This window comes from Algiphilus sp. (genome assembly GCF_965216485.1).
In the GTDB taxonomy this organism is placed as follows: domain Bacteria; phylum Pseudomonadota; class Gammaproteobacteria; order Nevskiales; family Nevskiaceae; genus Algiphilus.
This window is the reverse complement of record NZ_OZ244162.1, coordinates 3257109-3272820: the sequence shown is the minus strand read 5'-3', so window position 1 is coordinate 3272820 and position 15712 is coordinate 3257109. Positions and strand designations below refer to the sequence as shown.

The window sequence follows — 15712 nt, the reverse complement described above, 5'->3', positions numbered from 1 at the left end:
GGATTTGCGTTAACCAATTGATTCTAAAGCATAGTGTCAAAGTGGTTACGATTTGACCGCGACCGGGAGCTTCCTTGTCTCATGGAGGCTTTCGCCGACTTGACCAGCCCTTGTCAACATATTTATCCACAAGGACTGTGAGAAAACGCGCTTTTTCCTTTGTGGGCGTGCGTTTAGACGGATTTCCAAGATTCTTCTTTTAGGCTTTCCGCTAAGGCCACATCGGTCAGAAAGCCCGTGATTGCGGGCCTTGTTGGCGCATACTGTGACATCGCTGTGCGCCCAATGGATGGTGTAGGCTAACGGCAATTGAGTCTCGTTACGGCGCGGGCGTCGCCGCCGGGTCGCACCCTCCATTCTCGACCGGCTCCACAATGGACCGGAAGCGGAGTCTGTATGTACCGAAGTACCGCCCTGGCATCCTGGCTGCTGCTGGGCCTTCTTGCTGTGCTACCGGGCGCGCAGGCGCAGAGCGATACCGTCGAGCAGAGCCTGGATACGCAGGAAGCCGCCGAGCGCGCTGCGGCTGCGTCGCAGCGTCGCATCGACGCGCTGGACGATGAAACGCGGGCCCTGCTGCAGCGCTATCGCGAAACCTTGCGCGAAGCCGAAACCCTCGAACGCTACAACCGCCGCATTGAAAAGTTGGTCGCTTCGCAGGAGGAGGAGATCAGCAGCAAGCGCGACCAGTTGACGCGCATCGACGAGACTAACCGCCAGATCTATCCGCACCTGGAGGATCTGCTCGAGACCCTGGAGCGTTTCGTGGCCCTCGACGTGCCCTTCCTGCCGCGGGAGCGGCGCCAGCGGCTGCAGAGTCTCCAGGCCATGATGGACCGCGCCGATGTCACTGTGTCGGAAAAGTATCGGCGCCTGTTGGAGGCCTATCAGATCGAACTGGAGTACGGGCGGACCATCGGCAGCTACGAAGGCACGCTTGGTGAGGGCGAGGAAGGGCGCAGCGTGACCTTCCTCCGCGTGGGCCGCGTGGCCTTGCTGTACCAGACCCGCGACGGCAAGGAGGCTGGTTACTGGGATCGCCAGCGCGCTGCCTTCGTCGAGGATGACGACTACCGTGACGCGGTCCGTCGCGGTTTGCGCGTGGCCGAAAAGCGCGCCGCGCCGGAACTGCTGCGCGCGCCGGTCTACGCCCCGGAGGTGACCCCATGAAATCCTCCCGCACGCATCGGATGCTGTGGATCGCCTTGCTGGGGGTCGCACTCGGTACCGGGCCGCAGTCGGTGCTGGCGCAGACCAGCGACTCCGAGGCCTCGGCGAACACCCTGCAGCAGTTGCTGGAAGAAACGCGCGCCGCCCGACAGCGCGAGCAGGCGCTGCATCGCGAGCGCGAGGCTGCCTTCCTCGAGGAACGCGATCAGCAGCAACAGAAGCTGCGCCAGGCGGAGCAGCGGCTGGACGCCGCGCAGCAGCGCGCGGATGCCTTATCCGCACAGTTCGACGACAACGAAGCCACGCTGAGCGAACTCGAAACCGAAATACAGAACAAGGCCGGCGCGGTTGGCGAACTCTTCGGGGTCTACCGTCAGGTCGCGGGCGATACCGCTGGCCTGCTCGAAGCCTCGCTGATCTCTGCCCAGTACCCGGAGCGCCGCGCCTTTCTCGAGGAGGCTGCCCAGCGCGAGGCCCTGCCGTCGATCGACACCCTGGAGGCGCTGCGTTTTGAAATTCTGCGCGAGATGACCGCCGCCGGCGAAGTCGTACGCTTCGAGGCCCCGGTGGTGGCTGCGGACGGCGAGGTACGCCGGTCCGAGGTACTGCGCATTGGACCGTTTTCGGCAGTCGACGCGGCCGGATTTCTGGGGTACCTGCCCGAATCACAACGTTACTTCGAGCTGTCGCGTCAGCCCGGCGGCGGCGCTGCGGCTACCGCGCGGGCGCTGTACGCGGCGGATGGCGGCCTGCAGACCGCGGTCATCGACCCGACCCGCGGCGCGCTGCTTACCACGCTGGTGAAGCGACCGAGCATCGGTGAGTACGTCGACGCCGGTGGGCTGGTCGGGCGCATCATCATCGGTCTCGCCCTCATCGGATTTGCCATCGCGCTGTGGCGCGCGCTGGCGCTGGTACGCGTCACCGGCGCGGTACGCCGCCAGGCGCAGCGCATCGACCAGCCCGCGGACGACAATCCGCTGGGGCGCGTGCTGGCCAGCTATCGGCCGGATGCCGATACCGAAACTCTGCAGCTGCAGCTCGATGACGCCGTGCTGCGCGAGCTGCCGGGCATTGAGCGTGGCCTGGGCGCGATCAAGGTCCTGGCTGCGGTCGGCCCGCTTCTGGGGCTGCTCGGCACTGTGACCGGCATGATTCTGACCTTCCAGCAGATCACCCTGTTCGGTACCGGCGATCCGAAACTGATGGCCGATGGCATTTCGCAGGCGCTGGTGACCACCGTGCTCGGCCTCATCATGGCGATTCCGCTGGTGCTGCTGCACAGCGCCCTGCGCGCGCGCGCCGATGGCGTCATCCAGGTGCTGGAAGAGCAGAGCGCCGGCATGGTGGCGGAACTCGCGGAGCAGCGCCGGTCATGATGGCGCCGCTGCAGGATGCGCTGTCCTTGACCGGCATCCGTCTCTTCATTGAGGCGGGCGGACCGGTGGTCATGCTCCTTCTGGCGGTGGCGCTGCTGATGTGGACGCTGATCTTCGAGCGCACCTTCTTTGTGATCTTCACCCGGCGTCGCCTGCTGCAGCAGGTACAGGCGCGCTGGGACGCGCGCAGCGATCACAGCTCCTGGTACGCACAGCGCGTCAAGGAACGCCTGATTTCGGAAGCCCGACTGCAGCTACGCGGCAGCTTGCCGGTGATCAAGGCCATTGTCGCCACCTGCCCCATGATCGGTCTGCTCGGTACCGTGACCGGCATGATCCAGGTCTTCGAGGTGATGGCGGTGCAGGGCACCGGCAATGCGCGGGCGATGGCAAGCGGCGTGTCCGCGGCCACACTGCCGACCTTGTCGGGCATGGTGCTGGCGCTGTCCGGTATCTACCCGGTGTCCCGTTTTGAACATCTGATGCAGCACAGCACGCGCGCGCTGCACGACCACATGGTGACGCACCGATGAGCCGTCGCAGCCACCGCAGCCGCGAGGAAGAGGCCGGCATCGACCTGACGCCGATGCTGGACATCGTCTTTATCATGCTGATCTTCTTCATTGTCACCACCTCCTTCGTCAAGGAGGCGGGGGTGGATGTCACCCGGCCTTCGGCCGAAACGGCCGAGCGGCGCGAGCGGGGCAACATCCTCGTCGCCATCCGCGATAACGGCGAGGTCTGGATCGACCGTCGACAGGTCGATCTGCGCGCGGTGCGCGCCAACATCGAGCGATTGCACGCCGAGAATCCGGAAGGGGCGGTGGTCATTCAGGCCGATACCGACTCCCGCACCGGTCTGCTGGTGCGGGTCATGGATCAGATCCGGCTGGCCGGCGTGAGCAATATCTCGATCGCGGCTGAGCAGGGCGGTGGCAGCGGCTCCTGATGCGCGCCGCCCTTGCCTTGCTGGCTGCCCTCGGCGTGGTGCTCGCGCTGTTCTGGGTGATGCAGTACCTAGTGCTTTCGGGCGACCAGGACGCGCCTGAGCTGGAGTCCTACCAGGCGGTCGACTTCGTGCGCGTGGAACGCGAGGAGCAGACCCGGACCCGGGATCGCGCCAAGCCCGAACCCCCGGAGCCGCCGGATACGCCGCCGCCTCCGCCGCAGCCACAGGTGGATGTCGAGCAGGCCCCGGATGCGCCGGCGCCACGCATCGAGGCGCCGCGCCTGGATCTGGCAGCCGATGTCAGCGGCGGCCCCTTCATCGGCCAGGCCCAGCCCGGGACCGGCAACCAGGGTGATTCGCAGCTGATACCGCTGGTGCGGCTGACGCCGCGCTATCCGCGTAACGCCGCGCGCGACGGCGTCGAGGGACGGGTACGGCTGGAGGTCACGGTGCGCCCCGACGGCACGGTGAAGGATGCGCGGGTACTGGAAGCGCAGCCACGAGGCTACTTCGAGGCGGCCGCGGTCTCCGCCGCCATGCGCGGGCGTTTCAAGCCACGGACCGTGGCCGGGGAGCCGGTGGAATCCACTGGTCAATACACCATGATCTTCCGTCTCGAATGAATCGCCGATCCGGCCAGGCGCTGATCGCACAGTGCGCCCTGATCGTGCTGCTGACGCTGCCATCGCCGGCGCAGGCGCAGCGTGACTGCGCGGCCGAGGACAACACGCAGACGCTGCGCGAGCCGGTGTATCGCCGGCTTGAGTCGGCCTCGCGCGCGATCCAGGAGGGCGATGCCGCCCAGGCCGCGGACAAGCTCGCCACGCTGGCGGACAACGTCGAAGGCTATGAGCGCGCCGTGGTGCTGCAGACCCTGGGCTATGCCTATGTCGAGAGTGGCCGCGACGCGCAGGCGCTGGATGCCTTCGCCGAGGCACTGGCAATGGAGGCGCTGCCGCGCACGCCGCAGCAGCAGCTGCGCTACAACACGGCGCAGCTGCAGATCGCGCTCGGACGCACCGACATCGGCATCGACACGCTGCGTCGCTACCTTGCCGAGGCCTGCGAGGCGCCGCCGGCACGCGCCCACATGCTGCTGGCATCCGCACTGGCTGAGCAGGAACGCTATCGCGAGAGCCTGGTGCAGGTGGAAGCAGCCTTTGCCAAGGCAGAGGCGCCCATTGAGACGAGTTGGTTGCGCTTCAAGCTCGGCCTGCATTTCGAGACGGGCGGCTATGACGCTGCTGCCGAGGTGCTGCTGGTGCTGATCGGCCGGGCGCCGCTGGATGTCAGCGCCTGGAAGCAGTTGGTCGGCGCCTATTTCGAGGCTGGTGACCGGCGACGTGCGCTCGCGGCGCAGGCCCTCAGCCGACGCCTTGGGTTGCTCGAATCACCCGAGGCCGTGCGCAATCTCGCCAATCTGTATCGCGCCCTGGATATTCCCTACAAGGCCGGGGTGGTGCTGCGCGACGCCATGGCGCAGGGCCGCTTGCCGCGATCGGCCGAGACCTTGGAGGCGCTGGCCAATGCCTGGATCGGCGCACGCGAGTGGCTGCGCGCCGACGAGGCGCTGCTGGCTGCCGCCGATGCCGGCGGCAGGGCCAAGCTGCTGGTGCGCCTCGGCCAGGTCCGCGTCGAACGCGGCAACTGGCAGGCGGCCGTGCAGGCTTTCTCCGACGCGCTGCAGCGCGGCGTCGAGACACCTGCCAAAGTACGCTATCAGATGGGCATCGCCGCCTGGCGCGCCGGCGATGTCGACACTGCGCGCTCAGCGCTGCAGGCAGCGCGCGACGATCCGCAGCAGAGGCAGGCAGCCCAGCAATGGCTCGACTTCATCGAACGCAGCGTCGAGGCTGGCTGAGCGGGCTTCTGGCCGCTGGTCTGTGTCTGGCGAGCGCGGCGCTGCCGCTCCAGGCGCAGACGCTGCATCGTGGCAACGGCGCCGAACCCGAGACCCTGGACCCACACCGCGCCACCAGCGTGGCCTCTTCGCACATCCTGCGCGATCTCTTCGAGGGCCTGGTCACCCTCGATCGCGCTGGCCGCCCCGCACCCGGTGCAGCGTCTCGCTGGACGGTGAGCGAAGATGGCCTGCGCTGGGACTTCACGCTGCGCGAAACAGCGCGCTGGTCCAATGGCGACCCGGTGACGGCCGAGGACTTCGTGGCCGGGCTGCAGCGCAGCATCGCGCCCGCGACCGGCTCCTACTACGCGCAGATGCTGGAGATCATCGCCGGCGCCGATGCCATTCTGGCCGGCAAGGCCGCCCCCGACACCCTGGGCGTGACCGCGTTAGGGCCACACCGGCTGCGCATCGAGCTCGCCACACCGGCCCCCTACCTGCCGGGTCTGCTGAGCCACCCGGCCAGCTTTCCGATCCATCGCCCGAGCCTTGCCGAGCACGGCAAGGCCTTCGACCGTCCCGGCCGCCTGGTCAGCAACGGCGCCTACCGACTCGCCGACCGCGTGCTGCAGTCCTACGTCACGCTGGAGCGCAATCCGCATTTTCACGCCGCGGATTCGGTGGCCATCGAACGCGTGGTCTATCACAGCACGGAGGACATCGACGCCGAGCTGGCGCGCTTTCGCGCCGGTGAAATCGACTGGACGGCGGATGTGCCAGTCACCCGCATGCCTTGGGTGCGCGAGCATCTGGCGCAGGCCTTCCACGCCCATCCCTACCTCGGCATCTACTACTACGGCTACAACCTGACGCGGCCGCCCTTTGCCGGATCCCCCGAACTGCGCAAGGCACTGGCCATGGTGATCGACCGGCGTCGCATCACCGAGCGCATCCTGGGCACCGGCGAACAGCCGGCATACGGCTTTGTGCCACCCGGTATTCCCGACTACAGCGGGCAGCGGCCTGAGTGGGCCGATTGGTCAATGGAGCAACGGCGGGAGGCGGCGCGCGCCCTGTATCGCGCCGCTGGCTATTCCGAGGATCAACCGCTGGAGCTGGAACTGCGTTACAACACGCAGGAAAACCATCGCAAGATCGCGATCGCCATCGCCTGGATGTGGAAGGAAGCACTGGGCGTGCGCACGCGACTGATCAACGAGGAGTTCAAGGTCTTCCTGACCACGCGTCGTCTCAAGCAGGACACACAGGTCTTCCGTGCGGGCTGGATCGGTGACTACAACGACGCCTTCACCTTTGTCGAGATCCTGCACAGCGACCATGGTCTGAACGATACCGGCTATGCCAGTGAGCACTATGATCGCTTGCTCGAGCGCGCCGCAGCCGAGCCGGACGCTGCGCAGCGCCGCAGCTATCTCGAGTCCGCGGAAGCGCAGATGCTGTCGGACATGCCGGTGCTGCCGATCTACTTCTACACCAGCCGACGGCTGGTCAAAGACCATGTACGCGGCTGGGAGGGCAACATCATGGATGTGCACCTGACGCGCTACATGCATCTGCAGCAAGGCAATACACCATGACGCGCTTCGCCTTCCGGCGGCTGGCGATGGCGCTGCCCACCCTGCTGGTGCTGATCACGGTGGCCTTCTTCCTGATGCGCGCCGCGCCGGGCGGCCCCTTCGATGACGAGCGCGTCATGCCGGAGACCATCCGCGCCCAGATCGAGGCGGCCTATCATCTGGATGAACCGCTCTGGCGGCAGTATCTGATCTACATGGGCAATCTCGCCCAGGGAGATCTCGGCCCCTCCTTCCGCTATGAGGGGCGCACGGTGAACGAATTGATCGCCGCGGGCTTGCCAGTCTCCCTGACCATCGGCGGACTGGCCTTACTGCTGGCGCTGGCACTGGGCACAGCAGCCGGCGTGACCGCGGCACTGCGGCGGGGCAGGGCGACCGACCACATCGTCATGGGGATCTCGATGACCGGCATTTCGATTCCCAATTTCGTGATCGCGCCCCTGCTCATCCTTGCCTTTGCGGTGCATCTCGGCTGGCTGCCCGCCGGCGGCTGGGAGAACGCCGGCTGGCGGCACCTGGTGCTTCCGGTGATAGCGCTGGCGCTGCCGCAGGTGGCCTACGTCGCGCGCCTGCTGCGCGGCAGCCTGATCGAGGTCCTGTCCAGCGACTACATCCGCACCGCCTATGCCAAGGGCCTGCCCACACGCACCGTCATCCTACGCCACGCCCTGCGGCCTGCGCTGGTGCCGGTGGTCTCCTATCTGGGGCCGGCCGCGGCCGCGCTGATCACGGGTTCGGTGGTGATGGAGCAGATTTTCGGCATCCCCGGCCTCGGCCGGCATTTCGTACAGGGCGCGCTCAACCGCGACTACACGCTGGTGCTGGGCCTGGTGCTGTTCTACGGCGGGCTGATCATCGCCTTCAATTTTGTGGTCGATCTGCTCTACGGCGTGCTCGACCCGCGTCTTCGGCAGCGCGCATGAACAACGCTGATATCGAGTTCACGGCACCCCCTTCGCGCTGGCGGCAAGCCCTGCGCGCCCAGCCGGCAGCGGTCGTGGCGGGCTGCCTGCTGCTGGTCATCGCACTGGCCTGCATGGTGGGGCCATGGCTGCTGCCGCACGGACCGGATGCCCTGGACTGGGATCACTTCGCCGAGCCGCCCGGCATCGCGCACGGCCACTATCTCGGTACCGATTCACTGGGTCGCGACATCCTGGCGCGGACATTGTCAGGTGGACAGATCAGCCTGGCGGTAGGGCTGGTTGCGACCCTGGTATCGCTGGTGATCGGCGTGACCTGGGGGGCCGTGGCCGGCTATGTGGGCGGCCGGGTCGACAGCATCATGATGCGTATCGTGGATGTGCTCTATGCACTGCCTTTCATGTTCTTCGTGATCCTGCTGATGGTCTTCTTCGGACGACAGCTCATCCTGATCTTCGTCGCCATCGGTGCCATCAACTGGCTGGACATGGCGCGCATCGTGCGGGGTCAGACCCTGGCCTTGAAGCAGCAGGCCTTCGTCGACGCCGCGCGCGTTGGCGGCAGTTCGGGGGCGCGCATCCTGCTGCGCCACATCGTGCCCAATCTGCTCGGCGTGGTGGCGGTCTACGTCACGCTGACCATTCCGCAGGTGATGCTGTTCGAATCCTTCCTGAGCTTCCTCGGCCTTGGCGTGCAGGAGCCGCAGTCCAGCTGGGGCAGTCTGGTCAACGAGGGCGCGCGCGAAATGCAACTGGCGCCCTGGGCGCTGCTGGCGCCAGCGTCCATGCTCGCGCTGACGCTGTTCTGCTTCAACTTCATGGGCGATGGCCTGCGCGATGCGCTGGACCCGCGCGATGACTGAGACCCAGGCCGAGCCGCTATTGAAGGTGCGCGATCTGGGTGTGCGCATCATGGATGCGCGTGGGTCGGTGGCGGCCGTCAATGGCGTCGATCTGGATCTTGCGGCCGGCGACAGTCTGGGTATCGTCGGCGAGTCCGGCGCCGGCAAATCGCAACTGGCGCTGGCGCTGATGGGGCTTAGCGCGCCAGGCGCCCGGCTCTCCGGCAGCATCCGCTTCGATGGCCAGGAGTTGGTGGGGATGCGCGCGCTGCAGCGGCGGCGCCTCAACGGCCCGCAGATGGCGATGGTCTTTCAGGACCCGATGCGCGCCCTCAACCCCTTTCTGCGCATCGGAACACAGCTGACCGAAGGCATGCGATACCACGGCATTGCGCGCGGCAGTGCCGCCCAGGCCGAGGCGCGCCGCCTGCTCGACCGCGTGCGCATCGCTCAGCCTGCCCGCCGCCTGCAGCAGTATCCGCATGAGCTATCCGGCGGCATGCGCCAGCGGGTCGTGCTCGCCATGGCGCTGGCCTGCCGGCCGCGCCTGCTCATTGCTGACGAGGCCACCACGGCGCTGGATGTGACAGTGCAGGCCAGCATCCTCGCACTGCTCAACGACATCCGTGCCGAGCAGAACCTGGCGTTGATCATGGTGTCGCATGACCTGGGCGTGATTGCGCAGAGTTGCCGCACCACTGCGGTTCTGTATGCCGGGCGCATCGTCGAAAGCGCGCCGACCGAAGCCTTGCTGATGCATCCGCAGCACCCGTATGCTCAAGGTCTGTTGCGGGCGCGGCCACAGCTCGAAGGGCCGCGTGGGGAAGCGCTCCCTGCCATACCCGGCACGCCGCCCGACCCGCGCGCGTTGCCAGCCGGCTGTGCCTTCGCGCCACGCTGCCCCCGCGCGGACGCGATTTGCAGCGAGCGCCCGCTTCCTACCGCGGTGGCAAACGCGCACGTAGCCTGTCACCACCCGGGCTGAAGTCTGTGTGGGACGTCGTGCTGCAGCTCGCGTGCACGGAGCGCGAGCGCGCAAGCAACGGCTTCTGCGCCTTGTGACCGACAAGGTGCGCAAGGTCCGCATGCGAGCGCCGATTGTCGGGCATCGTAATCCGTCGGACGCGTCGGACATGGCACGAGGCCCACAGTCACGCACCCTTTCGCGCTATGGAAAGCGGTGCCTCTAAACAGGTCTCATCAATGGTGTCGAAGGTGCGTGCAAGTCACGCACTGCCGCGCCCTGAGCGGCGTTCTTCGCCCGACCGCTACCGCCATTTCTTCGAGGCCCTGTGCGAGGGCATCCTCATCCTGGACAGCGATTCGGGGGATGTGGTCGAGGCCAACCCCTTCATTGCCCAGATGCTTGGCTACACCGCGGATGACCTTGCCTCGCTGTCGATCTGGAATCTCCTCGCGCCCGCCAGCGCTGTCGTCTTTCGACCGGTCTTCACGCGTCTGCGGCGCGAGGGCGGCATGCATCGCAGCGATCTCTGCTTCCGCCGCAACGACGGCGGCACCATCGACGTCGAGCTGATCAGCAGTCGATCATGCCTGGGCGAGGCCGAGGTCATCCAATGCAGCGTGCGCGATATCGGTGAGCGCAAGCGGATGGAAGAGGCGCTGGGAGAACGCATAAAGGAGCTGCACTGCATCAGTCGCGTCACGGCCATTCTGCATCGCCAGCAGGTACCGTTGGCCACGCTGCTCGACGAAGTGGCGCACGCGCTGGCCGAGGCATGGCGATTCCCTGGCCTGGCGATGACCCGCATCGTGCTCGACGGCGGCACACACCAGAGCGACGCTTTCGAGGAAACGCCCTGGGCCATGTCCGAGCTGATCGAGGTTGATGGCCACGCCGCGGGACGCATCGATATCTGCTATCGCCAGGAGCCGCCCGGCCCGGGCGAGTACTTCTTGGACGAGGAGTACGCGCTGCTCGCCTGGCTCGCCGGCGAGATCGGGCGTGCGCGAGAGCACCGCCGACAGGCGCTGCGCTTTCGCAGCGCCATTGAGGGTGCACCCGATGCCATGGTCATTGTCGATGACCAGGGCTGCATCAATCTGGTCAACGCCCAGACCGAGCGGCTGTTCGGGTATGCGCGCGAGGAGTTGATCGGCCAGCAGATCGAGATCCTGCTCCCGGAGGCCTTGCGCGAAGGACACCGCGGCCGCCGACGCGACTACGCGGCCGAGCCCAGCGCGCGTCCGATGGGCAGCGACCTGGACCTGCGTGCACGCCGACGCGACGGCAGCGAGTTCCCCGTCGAAGTCAGCCTCAGCCCGCTTGAATCCAGTGACGGCTCGCTGGTGGTGAGCGCGATTCGCGACATCAGTGAACGGCGTCGTGCCGAGCTGGCGCTGAAGCGACTGCACCGGATGCGCGTGATGATGTCCGAGGTCAGTGCGATGATCGTACGCGCCACCGACGCCCAGGAACTGCTGCTCGATGCCTGCCGCACCGCGGTCGAGGGCGGGGGGTTCCTGATGGCCTGGGTCGCCTTGGTGGACGAGGCCGGCGAGGTGCGTACGGCCGCGGCCTTCGGTGCGCACGACGACTACGCTACCACGGCATCCGTGTCGCTGGACCCCAATGAGAAACGCGGTCAGGGGCCGACGGGGCGGGCGCTGCGCGATGCGTGTTCGGTGGTAGTCAACGACATCGCCCAGGACCCATGCATGGAGCCGTGGCGTGAGGCGGCGCTCGCGCGTGGATTCCGATCCAGCGCTGCTGTCCCTTTGCTGCGGGATGACGGGGTAGTCGGCAGCATCAATTTCTATGCCGGCGACGTGGAGGTCTTCGATGCTGAGGAAGTGCGGCTACTGGAGGAATTGGCTGGGGACGTCGCCTTTGCACTGACTTCCATCGAACAACGCCAGCGCATCGATTTTCTTGCCCTGCACGATTCGCTCACCGGCCTCGCCAACCGCACACTTTTCGTCGAGCGCCTGCGTCAGATGATGCAGAGCGCGGAAACCGAAGGCGGTCAGATGGCCTTGCTGGTGCTCGATATGGAGCGCTTCAAGTCGGTCAACGACGCACTGGGCATGGTGGCCGGCGACGACGTGCTGCGCATCGTCAGCGAGCGTCTGGTCCGACTCGCCGGCGACCACGAGCATGTCGCACGGCTGGAGGGCGACCGCTTTGCCATGGTGATCCCGCATATCCACAGTGCGTCGGATCTGTCGGCGCTGGTCGAGGAACGCATGTGGGCCACCCTGGGCGAGCCGCTCATTCGTTCCGGCATCGAGCTGCGTCCGACGGCGCGCACCGGCATTGCGCTGTATCCGGATGACGGCTGTGATGCCCAGAGTCTGCTCGGCAACGCCGAGGCGGCACTGAAGAAGGCCAAGAACGGCAACGAACACTATGTCTTCTACGCACCGCAGATGAACCGCGCCGTGCATCAGCGGCTATCCCTGGAGGGGCGGCTGCGTAGCGCGGTCGAGGCGCGGGAGTTCGAGTTGCACTATCAGCCCAAGCTGAACCTGCGCACAGGCTGCATCTGTGGCGCCGAAGCCCTGTTGCGTTGGCCGACGGCAGACGAAGGTCTCAACGTCACCCATATCGTGCGCCTGCTGGAGGATACCGGTCTGATCCAGCAGGTCGGCCGCTGGGCGATCGAACAAGCGCTGCGCGATCGGCGATCCTGGATCAGGCAGGGCCTCGATGCCCCTCCGGTGGCGGTCAATGTGTCGGTCATGCAGTTCCGCCAGGCCAGCTTTGTCGACGATGTCGCCGCCATGCTGAGCGTGCCGGAATGGGGGGATGGCCGCGGCATCGAACTCGAGATCACCGAATCCACCCTCATGCGGGATCTGGCCAGCAATCAGGCGCAGCTGCAGCGGCTATGCGCTCTCGGTATTCCGATCGCGATCGATGACTTCGGAACCGGTTATTCGTCGCTCAGCTACCTGTCGCGTCTGCCGCTCAGTGCCCTCAAGGTGGATCGATCCTTCGTCGTGGAGTCCTCCGTCAATCCATCGGCAATGAATATCGTGTCCGCGATTGTTTCGCTCGCGAAGTCCCTGCATTTGCGGGTCATTGCCGAAGGCGTCGACACGCCAGAACAGGTCAGCATGCTGCGCGAACTGGGTTGCGACGAGATGCAGGGCTTTCTGTTCAGCCGCGCCGTGAGTGCCGAGGCCTTTGCCGGCCTCGTCCGCGACAACTGCCGCTTGAGCCATGACGGCAAGATCGTGCGCGACAGCGCCTGACGCTGTCACCTGCGGCAGCGGACACGCTCATCGTCCATAAGAAAGCCCCGGCGATTGGTCGCCGGGGCCCAGGGTGTCGTCTCCGGCGTCGTCCTAGAACTGCACGCGGAAGAAGAAGCCGAGATTGTCGCGGTCACGCAGCACGTGGTTGGCGCCGCCGCCGGTGAACAGCTGGTAGGAGATGTTGAAGGAATAGGCTGTCTTGTAGCGGAACTGGAAAGTCGAGTTCAGCGTCTTGCGGCCTTCAACGAAGTTGCCGCCCGGTCCCGGTGCGTTGCCGTTGATGTCGTGCCCCCAGATCAGGGTAGGCTCGATCGACAGCCCCGGCAGCACCGAGTCGTAGCGGATGATGGAGACGATGCGGTAACCCCAGGAGAAGCTATGCGCGAATTCGCTGCGCTTGGCCTGGAAGGGGTTGAAGCGTAGGCCGTCGACCCCTACCGAACAGGCCGGGTTGGTCGAGCAGGCCAGGCGCGAGCCATCGGCACCGCTGCCATCCGCACCGGCACTGGCGTGGGTGGTCTGCCGGTCCGGGCCCTGAATCTGCAGCTGATCGAAGTCCGGGAAGTCTGGGATATGGGTCGCGCCCACCTCATAGATCATGATGATCTGATCCGCACCCAGGATGGACTCCGACTGGCCGTAGACGCGGGTGGCGCCCAGGTTGTACTGCAACACGTCGAAGGGCTCCCAACCCTGGATGAAGCTGCCCGCCTCGTTGGTGCCGATGTCCTGGCCGCGATAGGGCAGGATGAAGTTCGGGAAGGCACGCGCCACGCCGGGCAGCGCACCCACCGCCAGATTGATGGTGTCCGGATAGGGATTCTCGCCGTCGGCGTTGACGAAATTGTTCTGATCGTAGATCACACGCTCGCCTTCGGCGTTGAAGCCTTCTGCGGCGGTAGCGCCGGCGCAGCCCACTTCCTCGCGGTGACACTCGGACAGTGACGGACCCAGCGCGGCGAAGGCGACGTCGGTGAAGGAGACCTGTAGCGGCAGATTGGGTCGGTAGGCAATCTCACCCTGCAGCGAGTAGTCCGAGCCCGCCGGCGTGTTGAAGCTGATGCCGAACATCTTTCGGTCTTCGGGATAATCGAGCTGGAAGCGGATATCGTCGAAGCTGACGATGCTGTCCACGGGTTGGTTGGGGTCGCCCGCCAGCAAATTGGCAAGTCCCTGCACCGCCCCAAGATTGGTGAGCCCCAATTCGGCAAGAACGCCCGGCCGTTGCGTGGCAAGGCTGACCAAATCGGTCGCGAGCTGAACAGAGCCTCGGGTGCTGAAGGCGAGCGGCACGTTGTCACAGGCCTGCAGGAACTCGGTCGTCGTGGTGGGGGACAGTCCCTGTGGATTGCCCGCCGGCCGCGCGCAGCTGGCCGAGGTCGAATAGGCATTCAGATACGGCAGCTTCGAGTGGTAGTTCATGAAGAAGAAACCGAACTCGGTGCCGAAGTTGAGATTGGGCAGGAACCACTTCAGGCCCACGCCCCATTGCCCCTGATCGCGCGCCTTGTCGTCTGGCAGACGCGGGATGCTGGCCGTGGTCGGTGTCAGCGTGCTGAGGGCGTTGTCCAGGTTGGCCCCCAGGAAGAAGGGGTCCTCGGCCGCACCGCCAAAACTGGAGTTGAAGGAGCCCACCACGACTTCATCCGAAGGGAAGCGGGTCTGTCCGTCGAAGGCGCCCGGCGCCAGACGGTCGGATTGCGGCTGCTGGCCGATGTTGGGCGTGCCGAAATCGAGGAAGCTGAAGAAGCTCCCCTGCGGAGGAATCTCCACGCTATCCCATTCGTACTGATAGTAGGCTTCCAGCGACAGCGTGTTGGTCAGGTTGATGCTGGCGAAGGCCATGCCCACCGGCGTGAAAACCTCGTCGAGGGTGAAGCCGGTACGGAACAGGTTGTTCACGTTGGCCGGATTCGCCTGGTTGACGCTGTTGATCACCAGAACCGTGGATTCGCCCCAGTTCACTGTCTGCCGACCAAGCCGGAAGATCAGGTCCTTCTCGCCGATGAAGGGCAGGTCGAGCGGAATGCGGCCGAAAAAGTTGAGATCGAGCAGCTGGAAGTTGGTGCCGATCTGCTCCAGCGTGCGGCCCTGGGTGCGCTTGCTGCGCACTTCGCCGCCCGGACCGAAGACCGCGTCGAGATAGCGATTGGAGATGCGCGGGTCGTCGGTGATGACGACATCATCCAGGTTGTCCGGCGTGATGCGGTTGGGCGCGAATTCGGTGAAATCGTTGTTCTCGAAGTCGTAGAACCACAGCCAGCGGCCGAAGACCCCGAAGTTGCCGAAGCTCAGGGTGAAATCCTGATTGATGCGGAACGGCGCCTGGACGATGTCCCATTGATCGTAGTTCAGGTTGCCGTCGTCGCCGTTGACGCTGGGCGCGCCTGGAGCATTGGCCAGCCGTTCCGCAGGATAGGACTGCTCGCGCGACAGGCCCTGACAGGACTGGAACTGGCGAGCGCAGACACCCGGGTCGAGATTGGACTTGCCGACCAGGTCGGTCGAGCGTCCATTGATGCGCCAACCCGCGCCCGCAATGATGTTGGTATTGATCTGCAGATCGATGTCGTCACTCAGCCGGAAGTTGGCACCCCAGGCCGGGCTGGCTGCCACCAGGCAGCCGAGTGCGAGGCACGCGCGTCGCAAGGACGTGCGGCGGCGGGCTTCTGCGTCACCCTGAGTCATGTGTCTCCCCCTTCTACAAGGTTGTTGGGGCCGCCCAACGCGGCACCCGCTCCGTTTCGCAAGGCGCGCCGGCTCCATGGCCGGCGCTATCTCTATGGT

12 protein-coding genes are annotated in these 15712 nt (G+C 65.8%); 11 read left to right on the top strand and 1 reads right to left on the bottom strand.

The genetic code is table 11. From position 1 onward, the window contains the following. Nucleotides 1-396: 396 nt before the first annotated feature. The 11 genes from ACOOFO_RS15065 (at nt 397) to ACOOFO_RS15015 (ending at nt 12922) form a co-directional block, all read left to right on the top strand. A complete protein-coding gene (locus tag ACOOFO_RS15065) occupies nt 397-1170 on the top strand; it encodes a DUF3450 domain-containing protein (protein ID WP_420427569.1) in 774 nt (257 codons plus the stop codon). Further along, the gene (locus ACOOFO_RS15060; RefSeq protein WP_420427568.1) at nt 1167-2549 is read left to right on the top strand and encodes a MotA/TolQ/ExbB proton channel family protein; all 1383 of its coding nucleotides are present in this window, start codon (nt 1167-1169) and stop codon (nt 2547-2549) included. Before ACOOFO_RS15065 ends, ACOOFO_RS15060 begins: the two co-directional genes overlap by 4 nt. Next, on the top strand, nt 2546-3082 hold the full coding sequence (locus ACOOFO_RS15055) for a MotA/TolQ/ExbB proton channel family protein (RefSeq protein WP_420427567.1): 537 nt from the start codon (nt 2546-2548) through the stop codon (nt 3080-3082). Before ACOOFO_RS15060 ends, ACOOFO_RS15055 begins: the two co-directional genes overlap by 4 nt. Continuing rightward, the gene (locus ACOOFO_RS15050) at nt 3079-3498 is read left to right on the top strand and encodes a biopolymer transporter ExbD (RefSeq protein WP_350204852.1); all 420 of its coding nucleotides are present in this window, start codon (nt 3079-3081) and stop codon (nt 3496-3498) included. The genes ACOOFO_RS15055 and ACOOFO_RS15050 overlap by 4 nt, the downstream gene beginning before the upstream one ends. After that, a complete protein-coding gene (locus ACOOFO_RS15045; protein WP_420427566.1) occupies nt 3498-4121 on the top strand; it encodes an energy transducer TonB in 624 nt (207 codons plus the stop codon). Before ACOOFO_RS15050 ends, ACOOFO_RS15045 begins: the two co-directional genes overlap by 1 nt. Then, complete coding sequence (locus ACOOFO_RS15040) at nt 4118-5359, top strand: tetratricopeptide repeat protein (protein ID WP_420427565.1); 1242 nt, start codon at nt 4118-4120, stop codon at nt 5357-5359. The genes ACOOFO_RS15045 and ACOOFO_RS15040 overlap by 4 nt, the downstream gene beginning before the upstream one ends. Continuing rightward, nucleotides 5320-6939, top strand: coding sequence for a peptide ABC transporter substrate-binding protein (locus tag ACOOFO_RS15035; protein WP_420427564.1), 1620 nt, complete (start codon nt 5320-5322; stop codon nt 6937-6939). The genes ACOOFO_RS15040 and ACOOFO_RS15035 overlap by 40 nt, the downstream gene beginning before the upstream one ends. After that, the gene (gene oppB / locus ACOOFO_RS15030) at nt 6936-7862 is read left to right on the top strand and encodes an oligopeptide ABC transporter permease OppB (protein ID WP_420427563.1); all 927 of its coding nucleotides are present in this window, start codon (nt 6936-6938) and stop codon (nt 7860-7862) included. Before ACOOFO_RS15035 ends, oppB begins: the two co-directional genes overlap by 4 nt. Continuing rightward, entirely contained in the window at nt 7859-8725 is an 867-nt protein-coding gene (locus ACOOFO_RS15025) for an ABC transporter permease subunit (RefSeq protein ID WP_420427562.1), read from the top strand. The genes oppB and ACOOFO_RS15025 overlap by 4 nt, the downstream gene beginning before the upstream one ends. Beyond that, nucleotides 8718-9689, top strand: a complete 972-nt coding sequence (locus ACOOFO_RS15020) for an ABC transporter ATP-binding protein (protein WP_420427561.1) — start codon at nt 8718-8720, stop codon at nt 9687-9689. Before ACOOFO_RS15025 ends, ACOOFO_RS15020 begins: the two co-directional genes overlap by 8 nt. Before the next feature lie 230 nt (nt 9690-9919). After that, the gene (locus ACOOFO_RS15015; RefSeq protein WP_420427560.1) at nt 9920-12922 is read left to right on the top strand and encodes an EAL and GGDEF domain-containing protein; all 3003 of its coding nucleotides are present in this window, start codon (nt 9920-9922) and stop codon (nt 12920-12922) included. Nucleotides 12923-13015: 93 nt separating this feature from the next. On the opposite strand, the gene ACOOFO_RS15010 is transcribed toward ACOOFO_RS15015, so the two are convergent. After that, nucleotides 13016-15613, bottom strand: coding sequence for a DUF1302 domain-containing protein (locus ACOOFO_RS15010; protein WP_420427559.1), 2598 nt, complete (start codon nt 15611-15613; stop codon nt 13016-13018). Between the last annotated feature and the right edge of the window lie 99 nt (nt 15614-15712).

Excerpts from the sequence above, each read along its gene's own strand:
- ACOOFO_RS15065 (WP_420427569.1), top strand. The coding sequence starts at position 397 with ATGTACCGAAGTACCGCCCTGGCATCCTGGCTGCTGCTGGGCCTTCTT.
- ACOOFO_RS15060 (WP_420427568.1), top strand. The coding sequence starts at position 1,167 with ATGAAATCCTCCCGCACGCATCGGATGCTGTGGATCGCCTTGCTGGGG.
- ACOOFO_RS15055 (WP_420427567.1), top strand. The coding sequence starts at position 2,546 with ATGATGGCGCCGCTGCAGGATGCGCTGTCCTTGACCGGCATCCGTCTC.
- ACOOFO_RS15050 (WP_350204852.1), top strand. The coding sequence starts at position 3,079 with ATGAGCCGTCGCAGCCACCGCAGCCGCGAGGAAGAGGCCGGCATCGAC.
- ACOOFO_RS15045 (WP_420427566.1), top strand. The coding sequence starts at position 3,498 with ATGCGCGCCGCCCTTGCCTTGCTGGCTGCCCTCGGCGTGGTGCTCGCG.
- ACOOFO_RS15040 (WP_420427565.1), top strand. The coding sequence starts at position 4,118 with ATGAATCGCCGATCCGGCCAGGCGCTGATCGCACAGTGCGCCCTGATC.
- ACOOFO_RS15035 (WP_420427564.1), top strand. The coding sequence starts at position 5,320 with ATGGCTCGACTTCATCGAACGCAGCGTCGAGGCTGGCTGAGCGGGCTT.
- oppB (WP_420427563.1), top strand. The coding sequence starts at position 6,936 with ATGACGCGCTTCGCCTTCCGGCGGCTGGCGATGGCGCTGCCCACCCTG.
- ACOOFO_RS15025 (WP_420427562.1), top strand. The coding sequence starts at position 7,859 with ATGAACAACGCTGATATCGAGTTCACGGCACCCCCTTCGCGCTGGCGG.
- ACOOFO_RS15020 (WP_420427561.1), top strand. The coding sequence starts at position 8,718 with ATGACTGAGACCCAGGCCGAGCCGCTATTGAAGGTGCGCGATCTGGGT.
- ACOOFO_RS15010 (WP_420427559.1), bottom strand. The coding sequence starts at position 15,613 with ATGACTCAGGGTGACGCAGAAGCCCGCCGCCGCACGTCCTTGCGACGC.